Source organism: Myceligenerans halotolerans (assembly GCF_054782975.1).
On sequence record NZ_BAAGRL010000058.1, the window covers coordinates 19,881 to 36,224 of the forward strand.

7 protein-coding genes are annotated in these 16,344 nt (G+C 69.9%); 3 read left to right on the plus strand and 4 right to left on the minus strand.

All coding sequences use genetic code 11. The features are described from left to right. Window position 1: 1 nt before the first annotated feature. The 4 genes from ACYVK5_RS24790 to ACYVK5_RS24805 form a co-directional block, all read right to left on the minus strand. A complete protein-coding gene (locus ACYVK5_RS24790; protein WP_460708742.1) occupies window positions 2–1,744 on the minus strand; it encodes a GH39 family glycosyl hydrolase in 1,743 nt (580 codons plus the stop codon). Window positions 1,745–1,959: 215 nt separating this feature from the next. Then, the gene (locus tag ACYVK5_RS24795) at window positions 1,960–3,612 is read right to left on the minus strand and encodes an ABC transporter substrate-binding protein (RefSeq protein ID WP_460708744.1); all 1,653 of its coding nucleotides are present in this window, start codon (window positions 3,610–3,612) and stop codon (window positions 1,960–1,962) included. Between the two features lie 167 nt (window positions 3,613–3,779). After that, complete coding sequence (locus ACYVK5_RS24800; protein WP_460708746.1) at window positions 3,780–4,697, minus strand: carbohydrate ABC transporter permease; 918 nt, start codon at window positions 4,695–4,697, stop codon at window positions 3,780–3,782. Further along, window positions 4,691–5,713 carry an ABC transporter permease gene (locus ACYVK5_RS24805; protein WP_460708748.1) on the minus strand — a complete coding sequence of 341 codons (1,023 nt, stop codon included), beginning with the start codon at window positions 5,711–5,713 and terminating at the stop codon, window positions 4,691–4,693. Before ACYVK5_RS24805 ends, ACYVK5_RS24800 begins: the two co-directional genes overlap by 7 nt. A gap of 291 nt (window positions 5,714–6,004) precedes the next feature. Here ACYVK5_RS24805 and ACYVK5_RS24810 point away from each other — a divergent pair, with 291 nt between their 5' ends. The 3 genes from ACYVK5_RS24810 to ACYVK5_RS24820 all read left to right on the plus strand — a co-directional run. Next, entirely contained in the window at window positions 6,005–7,054 is a 1,050-nt protein-coding gene (locus tag ACYVK5_RS24810; RefSeq protein ID WP_460708750.1) for a LacI family DNA-binding transcriptional regulator, read from the plus strand. A 141-nt stretch (window positions 7,055–7,195) separates the two neighbouring features. Then, window positions 7,196–10,414 (plus strand): LamG-like jellyroll fold domain-containing protein, encoded by a 3,219-nt coding sequence (locus ACYVK5_RS24815; RefSeq protein WP_460708752.1) that lies wholly within the window; start codon window positions 7,196–7,198, stop codon window positions 10,412–10,414. Continuing rightward, a partial coding sequence (locus ACYVK5_RS24820) for a hypothetical protein (RefSeq protein WP_460708754.1) occupies window positions 10,411–16,344 on the plus strand: 5,934 nt, incomplete at its 3' end. The genes ACYVK5_RS24815 and ACYVK5_RS24820, both read left to right, overlap by 4 nt.

Below are 16,344 nucleotides of genomic sequence, written 5' to 3' on the forward strand. Positions count from 1 at the left end.
GTCACCTCCCCAGGATGCGGGCGTCGTCGAGCCAGGGTGGGGTCTCGTCGCGGACCGGGTCGATCTCCACGAGGGCCACGCCGTGCCTGCCGAGCGTCAGGTCGAGGTCGACGCGGCCGACGCCGTCGTGCCCGGGCAGGACCGGGGCCGACGACGCGCGACGGCGGGGCTCGGCGGTCTCGCGCAGCAGGTCGAGCTGCCGGGACGACGGCGAAGCCGGGCGGCCCATCTCGCCCCAGGCGTGCCACGCGTTGCCCTGCTCGACGTCGACGTCGTGGCGCAGGAGGAAGGCTCGGGCGGCTCTCGTGGCGGAATCGGCGGCCGAACCTGCGGCGGAGCCGTTCGCGGAGCCCGGCGTAGTGGCGTCCGAAGTGCCGCCGGCCGGGCCCACCGTCGGAGACACGCCCGTCAGCGTGTCCGCGCCTGCGAGCGTGTCCGCGCCCGCGCCCGCGCCCGCGCCCGCGCCCGCGCCCGCGCCCGTGCCCTCGCCCGCGACCGCCGTCGTCGGCGACAGGACCGGGACGACCGGGACGCTGAGCCGCACCTCGTGCCGGTCCGGCTCGTCCGGGCCGTCCGAGCCGTGCACGGGCTGCCAGGCGAGGACTGTCGTCCGGCCCGACGAGGGGTCTCGCGTGACGAGGTGATCCACGCCCCGGGCCAGCACCTCGGGTCCCATGCGCGCCATGAAGGCGTACAGGTGATAGGTGGGCTTCTTGATCTGGCGGTGGGTGAGCATGCCGAAGCCGCCGTGGAAGATCCCGGCCGGGATGCCGATCTCCTCGAAGACGTCGCTGAACGTCCAGTAGGAGAACGAGTCGACGAGGTCGCCGCCCCCGGCGAGAACGGGTGCGAGGTAGGCAGCGTTGTAGGCGGTGTCGTGGATCGGGTTGTCGGGCCGGTAGGACGAGTTGAACTCCGAGACGTGCGACGGGAGGTCCGCCAGCGGGGTGCCGGCGAGCAGCTCCTTGGGCCGGGCGAACTGGTCGAGCAGGTTCTGGGGCGGCTTGATCGTCTGGTAGACGCCGAACGGCACGTGCTCGGCGGGCCCCGTGGCGTAGGCGTGGAACGAGGTGAAGTCGATGGGCACGTCGCGGGACGTGACGAATTCGGCGAACGGCTGCCACCAGTCGTCGGCGCCGGGGGAGAGGACCGGCCCGCCGACCGGCAGGGACGCGTCCACGTCCTTGACGGCGCGCGCCGTCACCTCGTAGAGGCGGAAGTAGGCGTCCCGGTCCGCGTCCTTCCAGAACACGTCGAGGTTGGGCTCGTTCCACACCTCGATCGGCCAGGTGCGGACCTCGTCGAGACCGTAGCGGTCGACGAGGTGCCGCAGCACCGCCTGCACGAGCCGGGCCCAGGCGGCGTGGTCGCGCGGCGGGGTGATGTTGCCCCGCCACCAGAACACGGTGTCCGGTGCGGACGCCAGCGCGTCCGGCATGAACCCGAGTTCCAGGAAGGGCTTGATGCCGAGGCCCAGATACGCGTCGACCACCTGGTCCACGTACGTGAACGCGTAGCGGGTGCCGCGGTGGCCCGCCACGTCGTAGGGGCGGTGGACGCCGGCGTCGTCGGACAACAGGCCGTGCCCGCGGATGTGCCGGAACCCGATCTCGCGCTGCACCAGGGCGAGGGACTCCTGGTAGTCCTGGCGCAGGGCGAGGTTGAAACGCCCGGTCCCGACGCACGCCCGCCAGGCGTCGCCGAGGATGCCGATGGGCCCGGCGGGCACGACAGTGCGGTTCACGAATAGGTCTCCTCAGGTCGGTTCTCAGGCTGGCTGCCGGGTTCGGTGCCGAGGCAACGGCATGCCAGCAAGCCGCTGCCCGGGTGCTGGGCGCTGCGGTCGGTCTGTTGTCGTGTGGTCGGTCCGATGTCGTGTGATCGGTCCCCCGGGGAACCGACTTCGCGACATCGGACCGACCACACGACAACAGACCGACCGCACCTGACCCGCGCCGGCTACTCCGTCACGCCCGCCGCCGCGTTCGCGCGGTCCACGTATTCCTGCATGCCCGCGCCCTCGAGCTCCGAGACGAAGGCGTCCCAGTCGTCCATCGAGCGGTCACCGAGGATGAACTGGGCGGTGGCCTGGAACGTCATGTCCTGCAGCGTGGTCTGCTGCAGGCCGGCCTGCTCCTGCTCGAGCTCGTCGTAAGCGACGGCGGGCGGGATCTCCAGCTCCTCCTTCGTGGCGTTCATGCTGTCGAGGTACTCCACCGCCTCGTCGCTGCGCATCGACATGTCGAGGTCCTCGGTGGAGCCGTGGGCCAGCGACCAGACACCGTTGTAGTAGCCGAAGTCGCTGTTCAGCAGCTTGGGAGCGCCGGCGTTCAAGGCGCCCCAGGTGACGTCGTCGAGCAGGACGCGCTCGTCGCCGTCGCGCTCGAAGGTCTCGCCCTCGACGCCCCACTTGGCGAACTCCAGGCCCTCGTCCGAGTAGTACAGCCAGTCGACGAACTGCAGCATCGCCAGGAAGTGGTCGGACTCCGCGGCCTGCGCCGAGAACATCAGACCGGACTCGCGGCGGGTGCCGCCGGCGATGTAGTCGCCCGCCGGTCCGCCCGGGACGGTGAGCAACTCGATCTCGGACGTGTCGTCGCCGATCTCCTCGAAGGCGTCGCGGTACTCCAGGATCACCTGGTCGTTGGAGCCGATGGCGGCGGCCTGGCCGGACGCGAACTTCTGCTCGGCCTGATCGTCCTCCTGCGTGAGCGCCTCGGGGTCCAGCAGGCCGTCGGCGACCAGGCCGGCGAAGTAGCCCACCAGGTCGCGGTACTCGTCGGACCCGCCCGCGTACTCGTACACGCCCTCGTCCTGGTTCCACTGCAGGCCGGCGCCGTAGCCCCAGCCCGCGACCGTGCCGAAGTTCGGGGCCGCGGCCGAGATGGTCGCCTCGATGGGCCCGTTGATGGACCAGCGGTCCGTCATCGGGTAGTCGAGGTCCGGGTTCTCCTCCTTGATGGTCCGCAGCTGGTCGGCGAACTCGTCCCAGGTGGCCGGGTGGTCGAGGCCGGCGTCGTCCCACAGGTCCTTCCGGATCGCCACGGTGTACGCGCCCGGGATGGTGACCTCGTGGATGCCCGGGATCATGTAGTACTTGCCGTCCTCCTGCTTCTGGGAGTCGACCTCCGCCTGCAGGCCCCACTCCTCGATCTTCTGCTGGAAGTTCGGCATGTACTGCACGTAGTCCGAGATCGGCAGGAGCGCGCCGCCGCTGACGAACTGCGACTCGTTCCCCGGGTACGTCACGGGCATGATCTCCGGGGCCTCACCCGACGCGATGAGCACGGAGCGCCGCTGCTGCATGTCCTCGAGCGGCACGTTCTCGAAGTCGAACGTGACGTTCTGGTTCTCCTCCAGGTGCTGGAGGATCGGCCAGTCGTCCTGGAACGGGTAGTTCGGGTGGTCGCGGTACAGCAGGCCGAACTGCACCGGCTCCGTCGCCTGGAACGTGGTCCCGGCGTCGAAGTCCTCCATGTAGCCGACCTGCGACTCCAGGTCGAGCTCGCCGTTGGGGTCGTCGTCGGTGCCTCCCCCGCCGCACGCCGTGAGCGTGACGCTCAGGGCGGCCGCGGCGGACGCCGCGACGGCCTTGTTCCGTGTGATCCTCATTGCTCTCCTCCGGTTCTGAACGACGTCGTTCGTGACGCTCGCAGGTGAATCGTTTTCTGTCGGTGAAGGTCGTGGTGGTCCGTGTGGTGGCCGATGTGGTGGCGGATGCCCGACGACGGCGCCGGGCGGCCATGGACGGCGCCGGGCGGCCGTGCTCGTCCGGCGCCTCAGCCCTTGACGGAGCCGAGCATCACGCCCGTCACGAAGTACTTCTGGACGAACGGGTAGACGGCGATGATCGGGACGACCGTCAGCAGCATCGTCACGGCCTTGAGGTTCGATCCGATCTGGACCTCCTCCATGCCGGCTTCCCGGCCGGCACCCGAGGCTCCCGCCAGGAGGTTGCGCAGGTAGAGCGTGACGGGCTGCAGGTCCGCGTCGCTGAGGTAGAGCATCGCGGGGAACCACGAGTTCCAGAAGAAGACGGCGTAGAACAGGATCATCGTCGCGATGACCGCCTTGGACAGGGGCAGCACGATCCGGAAGAAGATGCCGTAGGTGGTCATCCCGTCGATGGCCGCCGCCTCCTCCAGCTCGCTGGGGAAGTTCTCGAAGAAGGCCTTCATCACCAGGAGGTTGAACGCGCTGATGGCGTTCGGGATGATGATCGCCCAGACCGTGTTCTTGAACCCGAGGTTCGTGATCAGCAGGTAGTTGGGGATCAGGCCACCGTTGAAGAACATGGTGACCACGACCATCGCGATCACGATGCCGCGTCCCTTGAGGTGCTTCTTCGCCAGGGCGTAGGCCATGGTGGTGGTCAGCACCATCGCGATCGTCGTCCCGCCGACCGTCTGGATGATCGTGTTGCCGTACCCGGTCCAGAAGCGCTCCTGCTGCGCCAGCCATTCGAGGGTGGTCAGGTTGAAGCCGCGCGGCCAGAGGTTCACCTGCCCGGCCATGATGTAGCCCTGCGAGCTGAACGCCTTCGCGGCCAGGTTCACGAACGGGTACAGGGTGACCGCGCAGATGATGACGAGCACAATGGCGTTGACGACCCGGAAGACCGTGTAGCTCGCGGTGTCCTTGACGGTCCGGGGAACGTCCCGGACGCGGGAGATGTCGGGGACGTCGGTGGTCACCACAGGGAAGCTCCAACCGTGCGCTTCGCGATCACGTTCGCGGACAGGACAAGGGTCAGGCCGATGACGGCTTCGAAGAGGCCGATGGCGGCCGCGTAGGAGAACGACCCGCTGTTGATACCCACGCGGTACAGGTAGGTGGCGATGACGTCCGCCGTCGGATACGTCAGCGGGTTGTACAGCAGCAGCACCTTCTCGAAGCCGACGGCCATGAACGTGCCGATGTTCAGGATGAGCAGCACGACGATCGTGGGACGGATGCCGGGCAGCGTGATGTGCCAGGTCTGCTGCCAGCGGTTGGCGCCGTCGATCCGGGCGGCCTCGTAGAGCTGGTCGTCGATCGTGGTGAGCGCGGCGAGGTAGAGGATGGTGCCGAAGCCGACCGTCTGCCAGATCTCCGAGGACACGTAGATCTGCCGGAACCACTCGGCCTTCTGCATGAAGGGGATCGAGTCGCTGCCGAGCCCGGAGATGACCTGGTTGATCGTGCCGTTGATCGCGGTGAGCTCGAAGACGAAGCCCGCCACGATGACCATCGACATGAAGTGCGGCAGGTAGGTGACGGTCTGCGCGAACTTCTTGAACCGCCGCGACCGGAGCTCGTTGAGCATCAGCGCCAGTGCGATCGGCAGTGGGAAGACGACCACCAGGGTCAGCGCCCCGAGGATCACCGTGTTCAGGAACACCTCCCAGAACTTCGGGTCCTGGATGAACGCCTGGAAGTAGTAGAGCCCGACCCACTCGTCCCCGAACATCGAGCCGCCCGGCCGGAACCGGCGGAACGCCACCATGTTCCCCGCCATGGGCGTGTACCGGAAGATGAGCAGGTAGATGATCGGCAGGATCAGGAAGGTGTAGAGCCGCCAGTCCCTGCGCAGTGCTCTGGCCCAGGTGTTCTTGTTCCGCAGTTGCTGTGGCGGGGGTGAGCCACCGCCGGCCACCGCGGCCGGAGCGCCGGACGGCGGATCCTCTCCGCGGGCCGGCGGCGCGGCCTCGACCGTCCCCGTATCTGGTGCCATCGATCCCTCCGGTCACGACGACGTGACGTGTGCGCCCCGAGGCCGCACCCACACCCTCGTGGATAACGTTTTTCGAAACTATCGGCTTCTGTGCCGATAGCAAAAGGTAGTGGTCGGGACATTAGGGGGATCGCGGTTGCCGAGTCAAGAGTCGGTCTCGCTGCCCCTGGTCACGATCCGGCATCGCTCTGGCAAAGGACGTGCCAGGAGGCCGCGTCGCGGCGTCGGCGGTTGGTGTACCGTCGAGTCGAAAGTTGCGGGAACTCATTTTCGAGAGAGGTGCCGCCCGAGATGGCACGAGCAGACTCCGGGACGACGGCGAAGCCGGGCGCGGGTGGTCCGACGATCGCCACCATCGCCCGCGAGGTCGGGGTGTCCGTGCCGACCGTCTCGAAGGTGCTGAACGGGCGGGCCGACGTGGCCGCCGCGACCCGCGCCCGGGTGGAGGCGGCGCTCGAGAAGCACCAGTACCGCCGTCGTCGGGCGGTGTCCGCGCCGATCGCGTCCGGCCTGATCGACCTGGTCTTCCACCGGCTGGGGTCGGCGTGGTCGATGGAGATCATCCGCGGCGTCGAGGTCGCCGCCGCGTCGCACCGCGTCAGCGTGATCCTGTCCGAGCTCGGGGGCGAGCACCGTCCCCCGCAGGACTGGCTCGACACGACCATGACGCGCCCGCCCCTCGGCGTCCTGCTCGTCGCGGCCAACCTGACCGCCGCCCAGCACCAGCAGCTCGATCGGCGCTCGATCCCCTACGTCGTGATCGACACCGACGGCGAACCTCCGGCCGACGTCCCGTCGGTGGGCTCCGACAACTGGAACGGCGGACTGCTCGCCACGCGGCACCTGCTGGGTCTGGGGCACCGGCGGATCAGCTGCATCTCCGGGCCGGTCGACATGCTGTGCAGCCGGGCGCGGGTGGACGGGTTCCGGTCCGCCCACGAGGAGGCCGGCGTGGCCCACGACCCGTCGCTCCTGGCGAACGGGAACTTCTACGTGGAAGCCGGGTACGAGCACGGGCTGCGGATGCTGTCGGTGCCGGACCGCCCGACGGCGATCTTCGCCGGGTCGGACATGCAGGCCATCGGCGTGCTGCGGGCCGCGCACGAGCTGGGCCTGAGCGTGCCGCGCGACCTGTCCGTGGTGGGGTACGACGACCTCCCGCTCGCCTCCTGGGTGGGCCCGCCCCTCACGACGGTCCGCCAGCCGCTCACGGAGATGGGGGCGGCCGCCACCCGGATGGTCTTCGAGATGGCCGCGGGCCGCGTCCCGGCGGTCCCCCGGCTCAACCTGTCGACGGATCTGATCCTCCGGGAGTCGACGGCGCCGCCGCGGCGTGGGTGAAATCTTGCCCTGAAGTGGATGAAATAGCGCCGCTTTCACCCATTTTTGTCATGAGAAGTTCGTCTGTCCTGCTAGGTTCCGTGCTGGTCTGTCCGCGGAGGTGGGCGGCCGTACGAAACTTCTCGATGCGTGGGAGAGACAGTGTCATCAGGGTCGCTGGCAGGCGGTGCGGCTGCGCGGGTGCGGTCGGGCTGGACGCGTGTGTCGGACAAGCTGCGGACACGCGGGGGTGCGGCGGTCGCCGGGTTGCTGGCGCTGGTGCTCGTGGCCGGTGGCGCGGCGGCGGTGGAGCCGCTGACGGGGAAGTCCCTCGGGCAGGTGCTCGCGGCGGACGCCGAGGGCGTGGCGGCCGATGTGCCGTGCGACGAGCCGGCCGCTGATCTGCCGGCCGCGTGGGACCGCGCGAAGGCGTGCGGGCACGAGATCGAGTCCCTGGCGGATCGCACCGAGTACACGACCGCGTACGGCACCGTCGACGAGCTGGTTCGCGAGGAGATCTCCGCCGCCGCGGTCCGGTCGCGTACGGCCGACGGCGGATGGACGGACGTGGACACGTCGATCGTCCCGGGCGAGGACGGCCGCCTGGAGGTGGCCGCGCCAGGGCTGGCCGAGATCTCGTTCGCGGACCCGGGTGCGGCGGGCGCCGACCCGGATGCGCCCTTGGCGGTGCTGGAGCGAGACGGGCACGAGCTGGAGTTCGACGTGCCGTTCGAGCTGACCGAGCCGGTGGTCGAGGGCGACCGCGTCAGGTACCCGGCGCTGTTCGGCGATCCGGGGATCGAGCTGACGGTCAGGCCGAACGGCGACGGGACCGGGATCCGTGAGGTGATCACGGTGGATGACGCCGAGTCGGCGGCCAACCCCGGGCTGGTGGAACTGGACTTCCGGGTGGAGGTGTCCGGCGGGCTGCGGCTGGCTGCCGAGAGCGGCGGGTTCGTGGCCGAGGACGAGGCGGGTGAGCAGGTGTTCCGCGCACCGCAGCCGACGGGCTGGACGGCCGAGGGGCACGAGCCGGTGCAGGAGGTGCCGACGACGTCGCAGGTTGCGGGCATGGCGGCCACGACGACGATGACGACAACGACGACAGGGCCCGCGGACGTGGCGCCGGCTGACGTCGTCGACGGTCCTGGCAGCTATGGCGCGATCTTCGAGATGGACACCGATGTCCAGGTCGATGGCACGGGGAATCGCCGGAGTGCCACGGTCTCGGTGCGCCCCGATCAGGCAGTGCTGACTGATCGGGACACGACCTACCCTGTCGCGCTGGACCCGAGCGTGTCGGGGTCGCTCAACGAGTTCACGGCGGTCAAGTCGTACTGGCCGTCGTCGACGTCGGGCTACGGGTTCGGGGACACGTCGGACGGCACGCACGGGATCGGCTTGTGCAACGCCGCAGACCCGTACGGCTACGAATGCATGGGTGCGACGTCCAGGCACCGGATCATGTACGAGTTCAACGGACTGTCGAAGATCAAGTACGCGGAGGCTGGTGACGTCCAGTCCGCGACGCTGGACGTGTACGGCACGCATTCGTACAACTGCACTACGTACAACGTGGCGGCCTACCAACTGGGTTCGATCTCGTCGTCGACCAACTGGAACAACATGCCGACCTGGACGACGGAGAACCGGCAGGACAGTGTCGGGGTCGCGCACAAGCTGGGCGAGTGCGGGGGGCGCAAGTGGGTGGGGTTCAACGTCACCCAGGCGATGAAGAACCTCGCGGCGAACAACTGGACCACGATGACGTTCGGCCTGAAGGTCGACGAGTCGTCGATGCTGCACTGGAAGCGGTACTCCGGGGACCGCATGAAGTACAACGGGACGTGGTACGACCGGGCGCCGAAGCTGTCGGTGACGTACAACCGTCCGCCGAACGCGCCCACGGGCCAGCAGACCTGGTCGATCGACCCGTCGAAGGACCATGGCTGCAAGGCGTCCTCGACCCCGGCGTGGGTGCCGGCGGTGCGGCCGCGGTTCAAGGCGAAGGGAACCGACCCGGACGGGCAGAGCGTCAAGGTGAGGTTCGTGGTCCAGAAGGTCTCGACCGGGAGCACGGTGTGGTCGGCGTGGACCTCGCTGCAGTCCAGCGGGAAGGTGCACACGGCGCGTCCCTCTGACGCGAGCCAGCTCGCCCAGAACGTGAAGTACCGGTGGCGTGCCCAGGCGAAGGACTCGGGCGGGCGGGCCGGGCCGGTGAGCGGCTGGTGCTACTTCTACGCGGACATCGACAAGCCGAACCCGCCCTGGATCGAGGCGGCGACGGACAAGGGAGCCGATGCGGATTACCCGGACTGCTCCCCGGGCTCGACCGAATGTGCGGAAGCCGGCGGTGTGGGCCAGACGGGCAAGTTCCGGTTCGGCTTCAACGGCTCGGGGGACGTGGCGCGGTTCCAGTGGTCGTGGGACAACGAATCGTTCAGTCAATCGCACGTGCCGTGGTCCTCGGATACGTACGTGACCTCGTACACGCCGCCGACACCGGGCCCGCACATGCTGTACGCGCGGTCGGTGGACCGGGCGGGGAACGTGTCGGACCGTGCCACCTACAAGATCGACGTGGCCTCCCCGCTGGCGGACGGCAGATGGCCCATGGACGAGGGGCCGGAGTCGGACTATGCGTACGACAAGTCGCTGGCGGAAGTGAAGCACGATCTGACACTGAGCTCGTCGGGTGCGACATGGCTCGAAGGACCGCACGAGGCGTTCGACTCGCGTGAGGGTGACTACGCGCTGCGATTCGCCGGGGCCGGCGATGCGGTCGCGGACGGCCCCGTGGTCGACACCCTGGAGTCGTTCGTGGTCTCCGCGTTCGTGCTGCCCTCGAACGTGGGTCCCGATACCGGCACGCAGGTCGCGGTGGCGCAGGAGGGGACCAACGGCAGCGGGTTCATGCTGACCACTCGTTCGTGCACGAAGACTTCCAACGGTGTGTGCTGGGCCTTCTCCATGTATGACGTCGATGGCTCGGGGCCGACCCGTGCCGTGTCCGAGGTGCCGGTGGAGCAAGGACGGTGGACGCATCTGCTGGCCGAGCACGACGCCGTGACCGACAACATCCGCATGTGGGTGTGCCCGATCGGGATGCCGCACGATCAGCTACCGGGTGAGCCGGTGGCGACCGACGACGTGACGTTCACGTCCTCGTGGCAGGCGATCGACCCGTTCGTGGTTGGGCGGGGCCGCTGGGGCGGCGCGGACTTCGGCCACTGGTACGGCCGCGTGGACGACGTGCGGGTGTGGGACGGCGAGGTCGTCGCGGAGGCGAAGATCCGCCGTCTGTGCCAGGGCGCGGGCGGGGACGACTTCGCCGGCGACGTGGCCCTGGACCCGACCCTGCGGATCGACATCGGCGAATGAGCGCGCACGAGATCGGCCGGGCGGGTAGCGCGGGCCGCGACGAGAACACGACCAGAACGACGACGGCGATGACGGCGGCTATGACGACGACGGCGGCGATGACCGGGATGAGGCTGGCAGCGGTGAGAGCGACGCGGATGTTCCAGGCGAAGGTCTCCGAGAGCAGCGGCGGACGGCCGGTGCGCGGGCTCGGGCGCGGTCTGACCGCCGTGTTCGCCGCGGTGGCCGTGGCGGCGGGCCCCGTGCTGGTGGCCGCCCCGGCGGCGGGCGTGACGTGTACGGCGCAGGTCGCCGAACGGGCTGAGGCGCTCCAGGTCGCCGAGGCGTGCGACCTGGACGTGACGATCAGCGGCGAGACCACGTCCTGGTCCACGGCCAGGGCCACACCGGCCGGCACGGTGCTCCTGGAGGTGAGCGCGGCGGCACGGAGGACACGGTTCTCGCCGCACGCGCCAGGGGAGTGGTCCCGGATCGACACCCGGTTCACCGACCTGGACCCGGCCGACGGCCGCCTGGACGTGACCGCGCCGGTGAGCCCGATGAGCGTCTCCGACGGCTCCGACGGCCAGCCGCTGGCGATGTTCAACGGCGAGCAGGGCACCGTCGTCCTCGACGTGCCGTTCCGGCTCCCGGCGCCCGTCGTCCAGGGAGACACCGCCATCTACGAGGCCGTCGCCGGGAAGGGCGTGGACCTCGTGGTGGTCGTGACGCCCGACGGCACGGGACTGGTGCCGAGCCTGCGGGTGGCCTCGAAGAACGCCTGGCGCGAGGCGAGGGACGAGATCGCGGCGCTCGACCTGACGGTGACCACCACCGAGGGCCTGAGCGTGGCGCGTGCCGGGGACGGGTTCGGCGTGACGGACCTGACCGGCAAGGCTGCGCTGGCGTGGACCGAGCCGGTGGTGATCGATGCGGACGCCGACCTGGCCGGCATGGAGACAGAACTGGCGCCCGCGGGTGCGAAGCAGGCGGCGAACGGCCGTGAGGCGCTGGCCGATCTCGCGGTGGACGCGTTCGCGGAGGGCCAGGCGCCCCTGTCCGAGGTCTCACTGACCGGAGGTGAGACCACGTTCGGTGACGCCGCGGGTGCTGACCAGGCCCCCGCAGGCGAGAGCGGTACGGGCGAGGCCACCACTGGCCAGGACACTGCGGCCGCGGACGGTACGGTCTCGGGCCTGCTGGACGGTGCCGTCGACACCGGCGCGGACGACGCGCCCGCCGGGCAGAGCGCGTCCGGTGACCCGAACGCCGACCGTATCGCCGAAGCGGTGCGCGCCGACGCGCTCGCGAAGGCCGCCTCGGCCGGTGTGAGACTGCGGCCGGGCAAGGCACTGAAGGAGCCCGCTCTCGGGCGCTCCGGCAAGGGCGGTACGACGGCGTGGCCGGTCACGTTCGGCCTCGGGACCCTGGCGGCCACCGAGGCGGGCTGGATGAGCCTGTCGACCGGCGACGTGGCGGGCACCGGATTCCTGGCCGGCCCGGACCTGCCGGTGGGCAGCCGGGGCGACGCCGACCGGCGGCTGGCCTGGTCGATGTCGGGACTGGGCGAGGTCGGCCTGTCCGACCCCGACCAGATCGTGGCGGCCCGGTTCACGGTCCCGGCATCGGGCGTGTGCGACGACGTCACCGCGGAGCTGTCGCGTACCGGCGTGCTCGACCCCACGATCACCCTGGGCGGCCACGCGACCACGTGGAAGACGCTCGGCACGGGCACGACCGGGCCAGACTGCACCGACGAGGGCGCCGAGCGGATCATCTTCGACGCGACGGCCGCGGCCAGGCACGTCGCCACCAGCGACACCAGCACCGCCTACCTCGGACTGAGTGTCGCGGGGACGGATACCGAGCCCGCGGCTGAGTCCGGGACGGAGTCCGGGTCTGCGGCGGCCACTGCGTCGGGCGAGGACGTGGCGGGGCGTACGGCCCGCCGTTCGGCGTCCAAGACCACCGCCGACGCGCTGAGCACCGGCACACTGGCCGACCCGACGGCCGACGAGACGATGACGACGTTCGCCGCCGACGACGCGGTGCTGACCGTCGAGATGGAGCCTTCCGCGCAGACGCTGGAGACGACGTCGACGACCACGTCGTCCGACCCGGACTCGCTCGAGGCACGCAGGGAGCACCGCGACGAGGCCACCGCGCACCTCCCGGAGCCGTCGGTGGCACCGAGCGCGGAGACCGAGGGAACCGCGACGCCCGAGCCCGCGCCGGAACCGTCGTCGGCCCCGGCGGACGACCTGCCTGCTGCTGCGCAGGCGACCATCCCGGTCACGGAGACGGCGACGACGGCCGACGTGGGCGGCATGGACGTGACCGTCCAGGCTCCTGCCGCCGCGGACGCACCCGAGAGCCTCGGGGTGACGGTCGAGGACCAGACGGTCGCGGACGCCGAAGGCGTCACGGGTGTGGTGCTCTCGCTGGACGACGCGTCCGCCACGCCTCCGGCCGACGGCGAGCCCGCACGTCAGGTGGACGTCGGGTTCGACTACGCGGACTTCGCCGACGTCGCCGGCGCCGGTTGGGCCGATCGGCTCGGGCTGCTGCGGATCCCGGCGTGCGCCGAGGTGACCCCGGACGCGCCGGAGTGCCAGCCGGAGCAGATTCCCACGAGCAACGACCCGGCCACTTCGACGGTCTCGGCCACGGTGGAGTTGCCGACCGCAGAAAGCGAGCAGGCGGCGGCGACGCTGCAGGAAGAGAGCGCCACGAGCCAGAAGTCCGACGACGTGGACGGTTTCGGCGCCTCGGCGTCGGACGCGGACAAGACCTCGATCGACGCTGACCCCTCCGCCGTGTCGGGGAGCGACTCGCTGACGTCGTCGTCGGCGGAGACGTCCTCGGTCTCGACGCTCGCGGCCGACGAGCCGGCACCGCCGTCGGCGGGTGACCGGTACGCGCTCGTATCGGGTACGCAGTCCGAGACGGGGAACTGGGGCGCGACGCCGCTGTCGACGTCGTCGTCCTGGAGCGTGAGCGGGTCGACGGGGTCGTTCTCCTGGTCGTATCCGCTGGGCGTGCCCAAGCCCGCGGGCGGTCCGTCGCCGGACCTGTCGCTGGGGTATTCCACGGCGGGGCTGGACGGCCTGGTCACGGACTCCAACACGCAGTCCTCGACCGTGGGCATGGGCTGGGACATGACCTCGGGGTTCATCGAGCGGCGGTTCATCCCCTGCGGGCAGGACACCGACCCGTACCCGGGCAGCACGACGGAGCCGAACAACGCCGACCGCAAGACCGGTGACCTGTGCTGGGGCCCGGCGGACGCGGTGTCGCTGGTGTTCAACGGACACAGCTCGGAGCTGATCCGGGACGGGGACGTGTGGCGCCCGAAGAACGACGACGGTACCCGGGTCAAGCTCCTGACCGGCGCCGGCAACGGTGACAACAACGGGGAGCACTGGGTCGTCACCACCACCGATGGTGTGCAGTACTACTTCGGCAAGGACAAGCGGTTCGACGGCGACACGCTCGAGCAGGACTCGGTGTGGACGGTGCCGGTGTACGGCAACCATCCCGGCGAGCCGGGCTACGACTCGGCCGCGTTCGCCGATTCGGAGGCGCAGCAGGCCTGGCGCTGGAACCTGGACTACGTCGTCGACCCTATGGGCCGGTCCATGACCTATGTGTACGACGCCGCGACCAACCGGTACGGGGCGGACCTGAACCGGGACGGCGCCAAGGAATACGAGCGTGGCGGGCAGCTGAAGTACATCGAGTACGGCACCACCCGCGCGGGTGACGAGGCGGACGCCGTGGCGCCGTACCGCGTCGACCTGGCCTACGCGGAGCGCTGCCTGGCCTCGTCGGGCTGCGGTGCGGGTGACCTGCACAAGTCCACGGCATCGCGCTGGCACGACACCCCCACCGACCTGGAGTGCACGAGCTCGACGTCGTGCAAGCAGGTCATGTCCCCGGCGTTCTTCACGCGCAAGCGCCTCACCACGGTGACCACCAAGGTGCGCGACGGCGGCGCCTACCAGGACGTGGACACGTACTCGCTGGCCCACCGGTGGAAGGATCCGGGGGACGGCACCAACCGGGTGCTGTGGCTGCAGTCCATCACGCGGCAGGCGGAGGACCACACGGCCGGCGACGAGGACGACGTCGCGCCGCAGAAGGTGTGGTTCACCTCGACGCAGCTGCCCGGCCGGGTCGAGGACACCGTCAACGACGGCTGGCCGGTGATGAACCGCGTCGCCATCAACGGGGTGACCACGGCCACGGGCTCGCACCTGACGGTGAACTACAAGGACACCGAGTGCACGGCGGCCAACACGCCTGCGGACCCCACCCTGGCCGAGCAGAAGACGAACGAGCGGGCGTGTTTCCCGGTGACGTGGACGCCGGTGGGTGAGGACTCTGACGTGACCGAGTGGTTCCACAAGCACCTGGTGTCGCAGATCGTGCAGAACCCGGGTGCGGCGTCGAATCAGGTGACTGTGGAGACTGCCTACACGTACTCGGGCGGGGCGCACTGGGCGCGGACCCCGAGCGCGCTGAGCCCGTTGAAGGACATCAACTACGCGAACTTCCGCGGGTTCGAGCAGGCCGCCACGATCACCGGCAGCACGCAGGACGACAGTCCTCGTACGAGGGTGGTCACCGAGTACTTCCGCGGTACTGGTGACACGCTGAGCGCGAGCGTCGACGGCGGGGTGGACGCGACCGACAACGAACGGTTCTCGGGCATGCCGTTCCGTACGACCGTGTACAACGGCGCAGAAGCCGGCGCGGAGAAGGTGTCGGTCACGGTGGCCAAGCACGGCCAGACCGTCACGGCCACCAACCCGGGCTGGGACGACCGGTCGGGCGAGACGGCTGATGACACGCATGCGCGGCGGCTGACGTCGTCGACGTCGTGGAAGCAGGTGATGCGGGCGGACGGTTCGACGTCGTCCACGACCAGGACGCGTACGGAGTTCGACGCGTACGGGCAGGTCGAGCAGGTGAACGATGCCGGAGGCATCGGCACGAACGGGGACGACCTGTGCACGACGACGTCCTACGTCCCCGATCCGACGGCTCATCTGCGTACCACGATCAAGGAGACGCGCACCATCGCGGCCGCCTGCGGCGCCGCGGGCGAGTTGGTCGCTGCTCAGCAGATCGCGTACGACGGCGGCGCGGTGGGGGATGTTCCCACGCGCGGTCTGCCGACCAAGTCGCTGATGCCCGACCCGGACGACCCGCCCGCAGGTGTGGTGGGGGAGACGACGGCCCTGTCGTGGGTGACGGCGCAGCGGGTGACGTACGAGTCCGGGTCGCGGGCGCGGCCGCGGTTCGTGTACGACGCGCTGGGGCGGATGTCGGAGACCACGTATCAGGACAGCGCCGCGGGCGTGCCGATCGGCATGACCAGCTACTCGCCCGATCCTGACGGTGCGGGGCCGGTGACGCGGCATGCGACCACCACCGTGCTGGATCCGCTGCGTGGGGTGCCGGTCACGGTCACGGACCCGAACGGGAAGGTCACCACCGCGAAGTACGACAACCTGGGCAGGCTGCTGAAGGTGTGGCAGCCGGACCGGGCGACCAGCCTGTCGCCGTCGGTGTCGTACACGTACACGGTCCGGGCGGGTGGGATCAACGCGGTGCGCACCTCGGTGCTGGGGGCGGACGGGTCCCGGCGTCATGTGAGCAGCACCTTGTATGACGGGCTGCTGCGGGAGATCCAGACGCAGTCGGAGTCCGCTGATCCGGGTGCGCCGGGGCGTGTGGTGACGGACGTGGTCTATGACCACGCGGGCCGCAAGGTGATGGCGATCGGGGAGTGGTACGTCCAAGGTACGGCGTCGGACAAGTTCTTGACGCTGGCGTCGAACGATGTGGTGGCGCCGGCCAAGGTGCTGTTCGAGTACGACGGCGTGGGCCGGCAGGTCGCGGAGATCTTCCACACGGGGAACATCGACAACCCGGACTACGAGCGC

What these genes read in the sequence shown, in the direction of transcription:
- ACYVK5_RS24795 (WP_460708744.1), bottom strand. Translation starts at nt 3,612, where the DNA reads ATGAGGATCACACGGAACAAGGCCGTCGCGGCGTCCGCCGCGGCCGCC.
- ACYVK5_RS24805 (WP_460708748.1), bottom strand. Translation starts at nt 5,713, where the DNA reads ATGGCACCAGATACGGGGACGGTCGAGGCCGCGCCGCCGGCCCGCGGA.
- ACYVK5_RS24810 (WP_460708750.1), top strand. Translation starts at nt 6,005, where the DNA reads ATGGCACGAGCAGACTCCGGGACGACGGCGAAGCCGGGCGCGGGTGGT.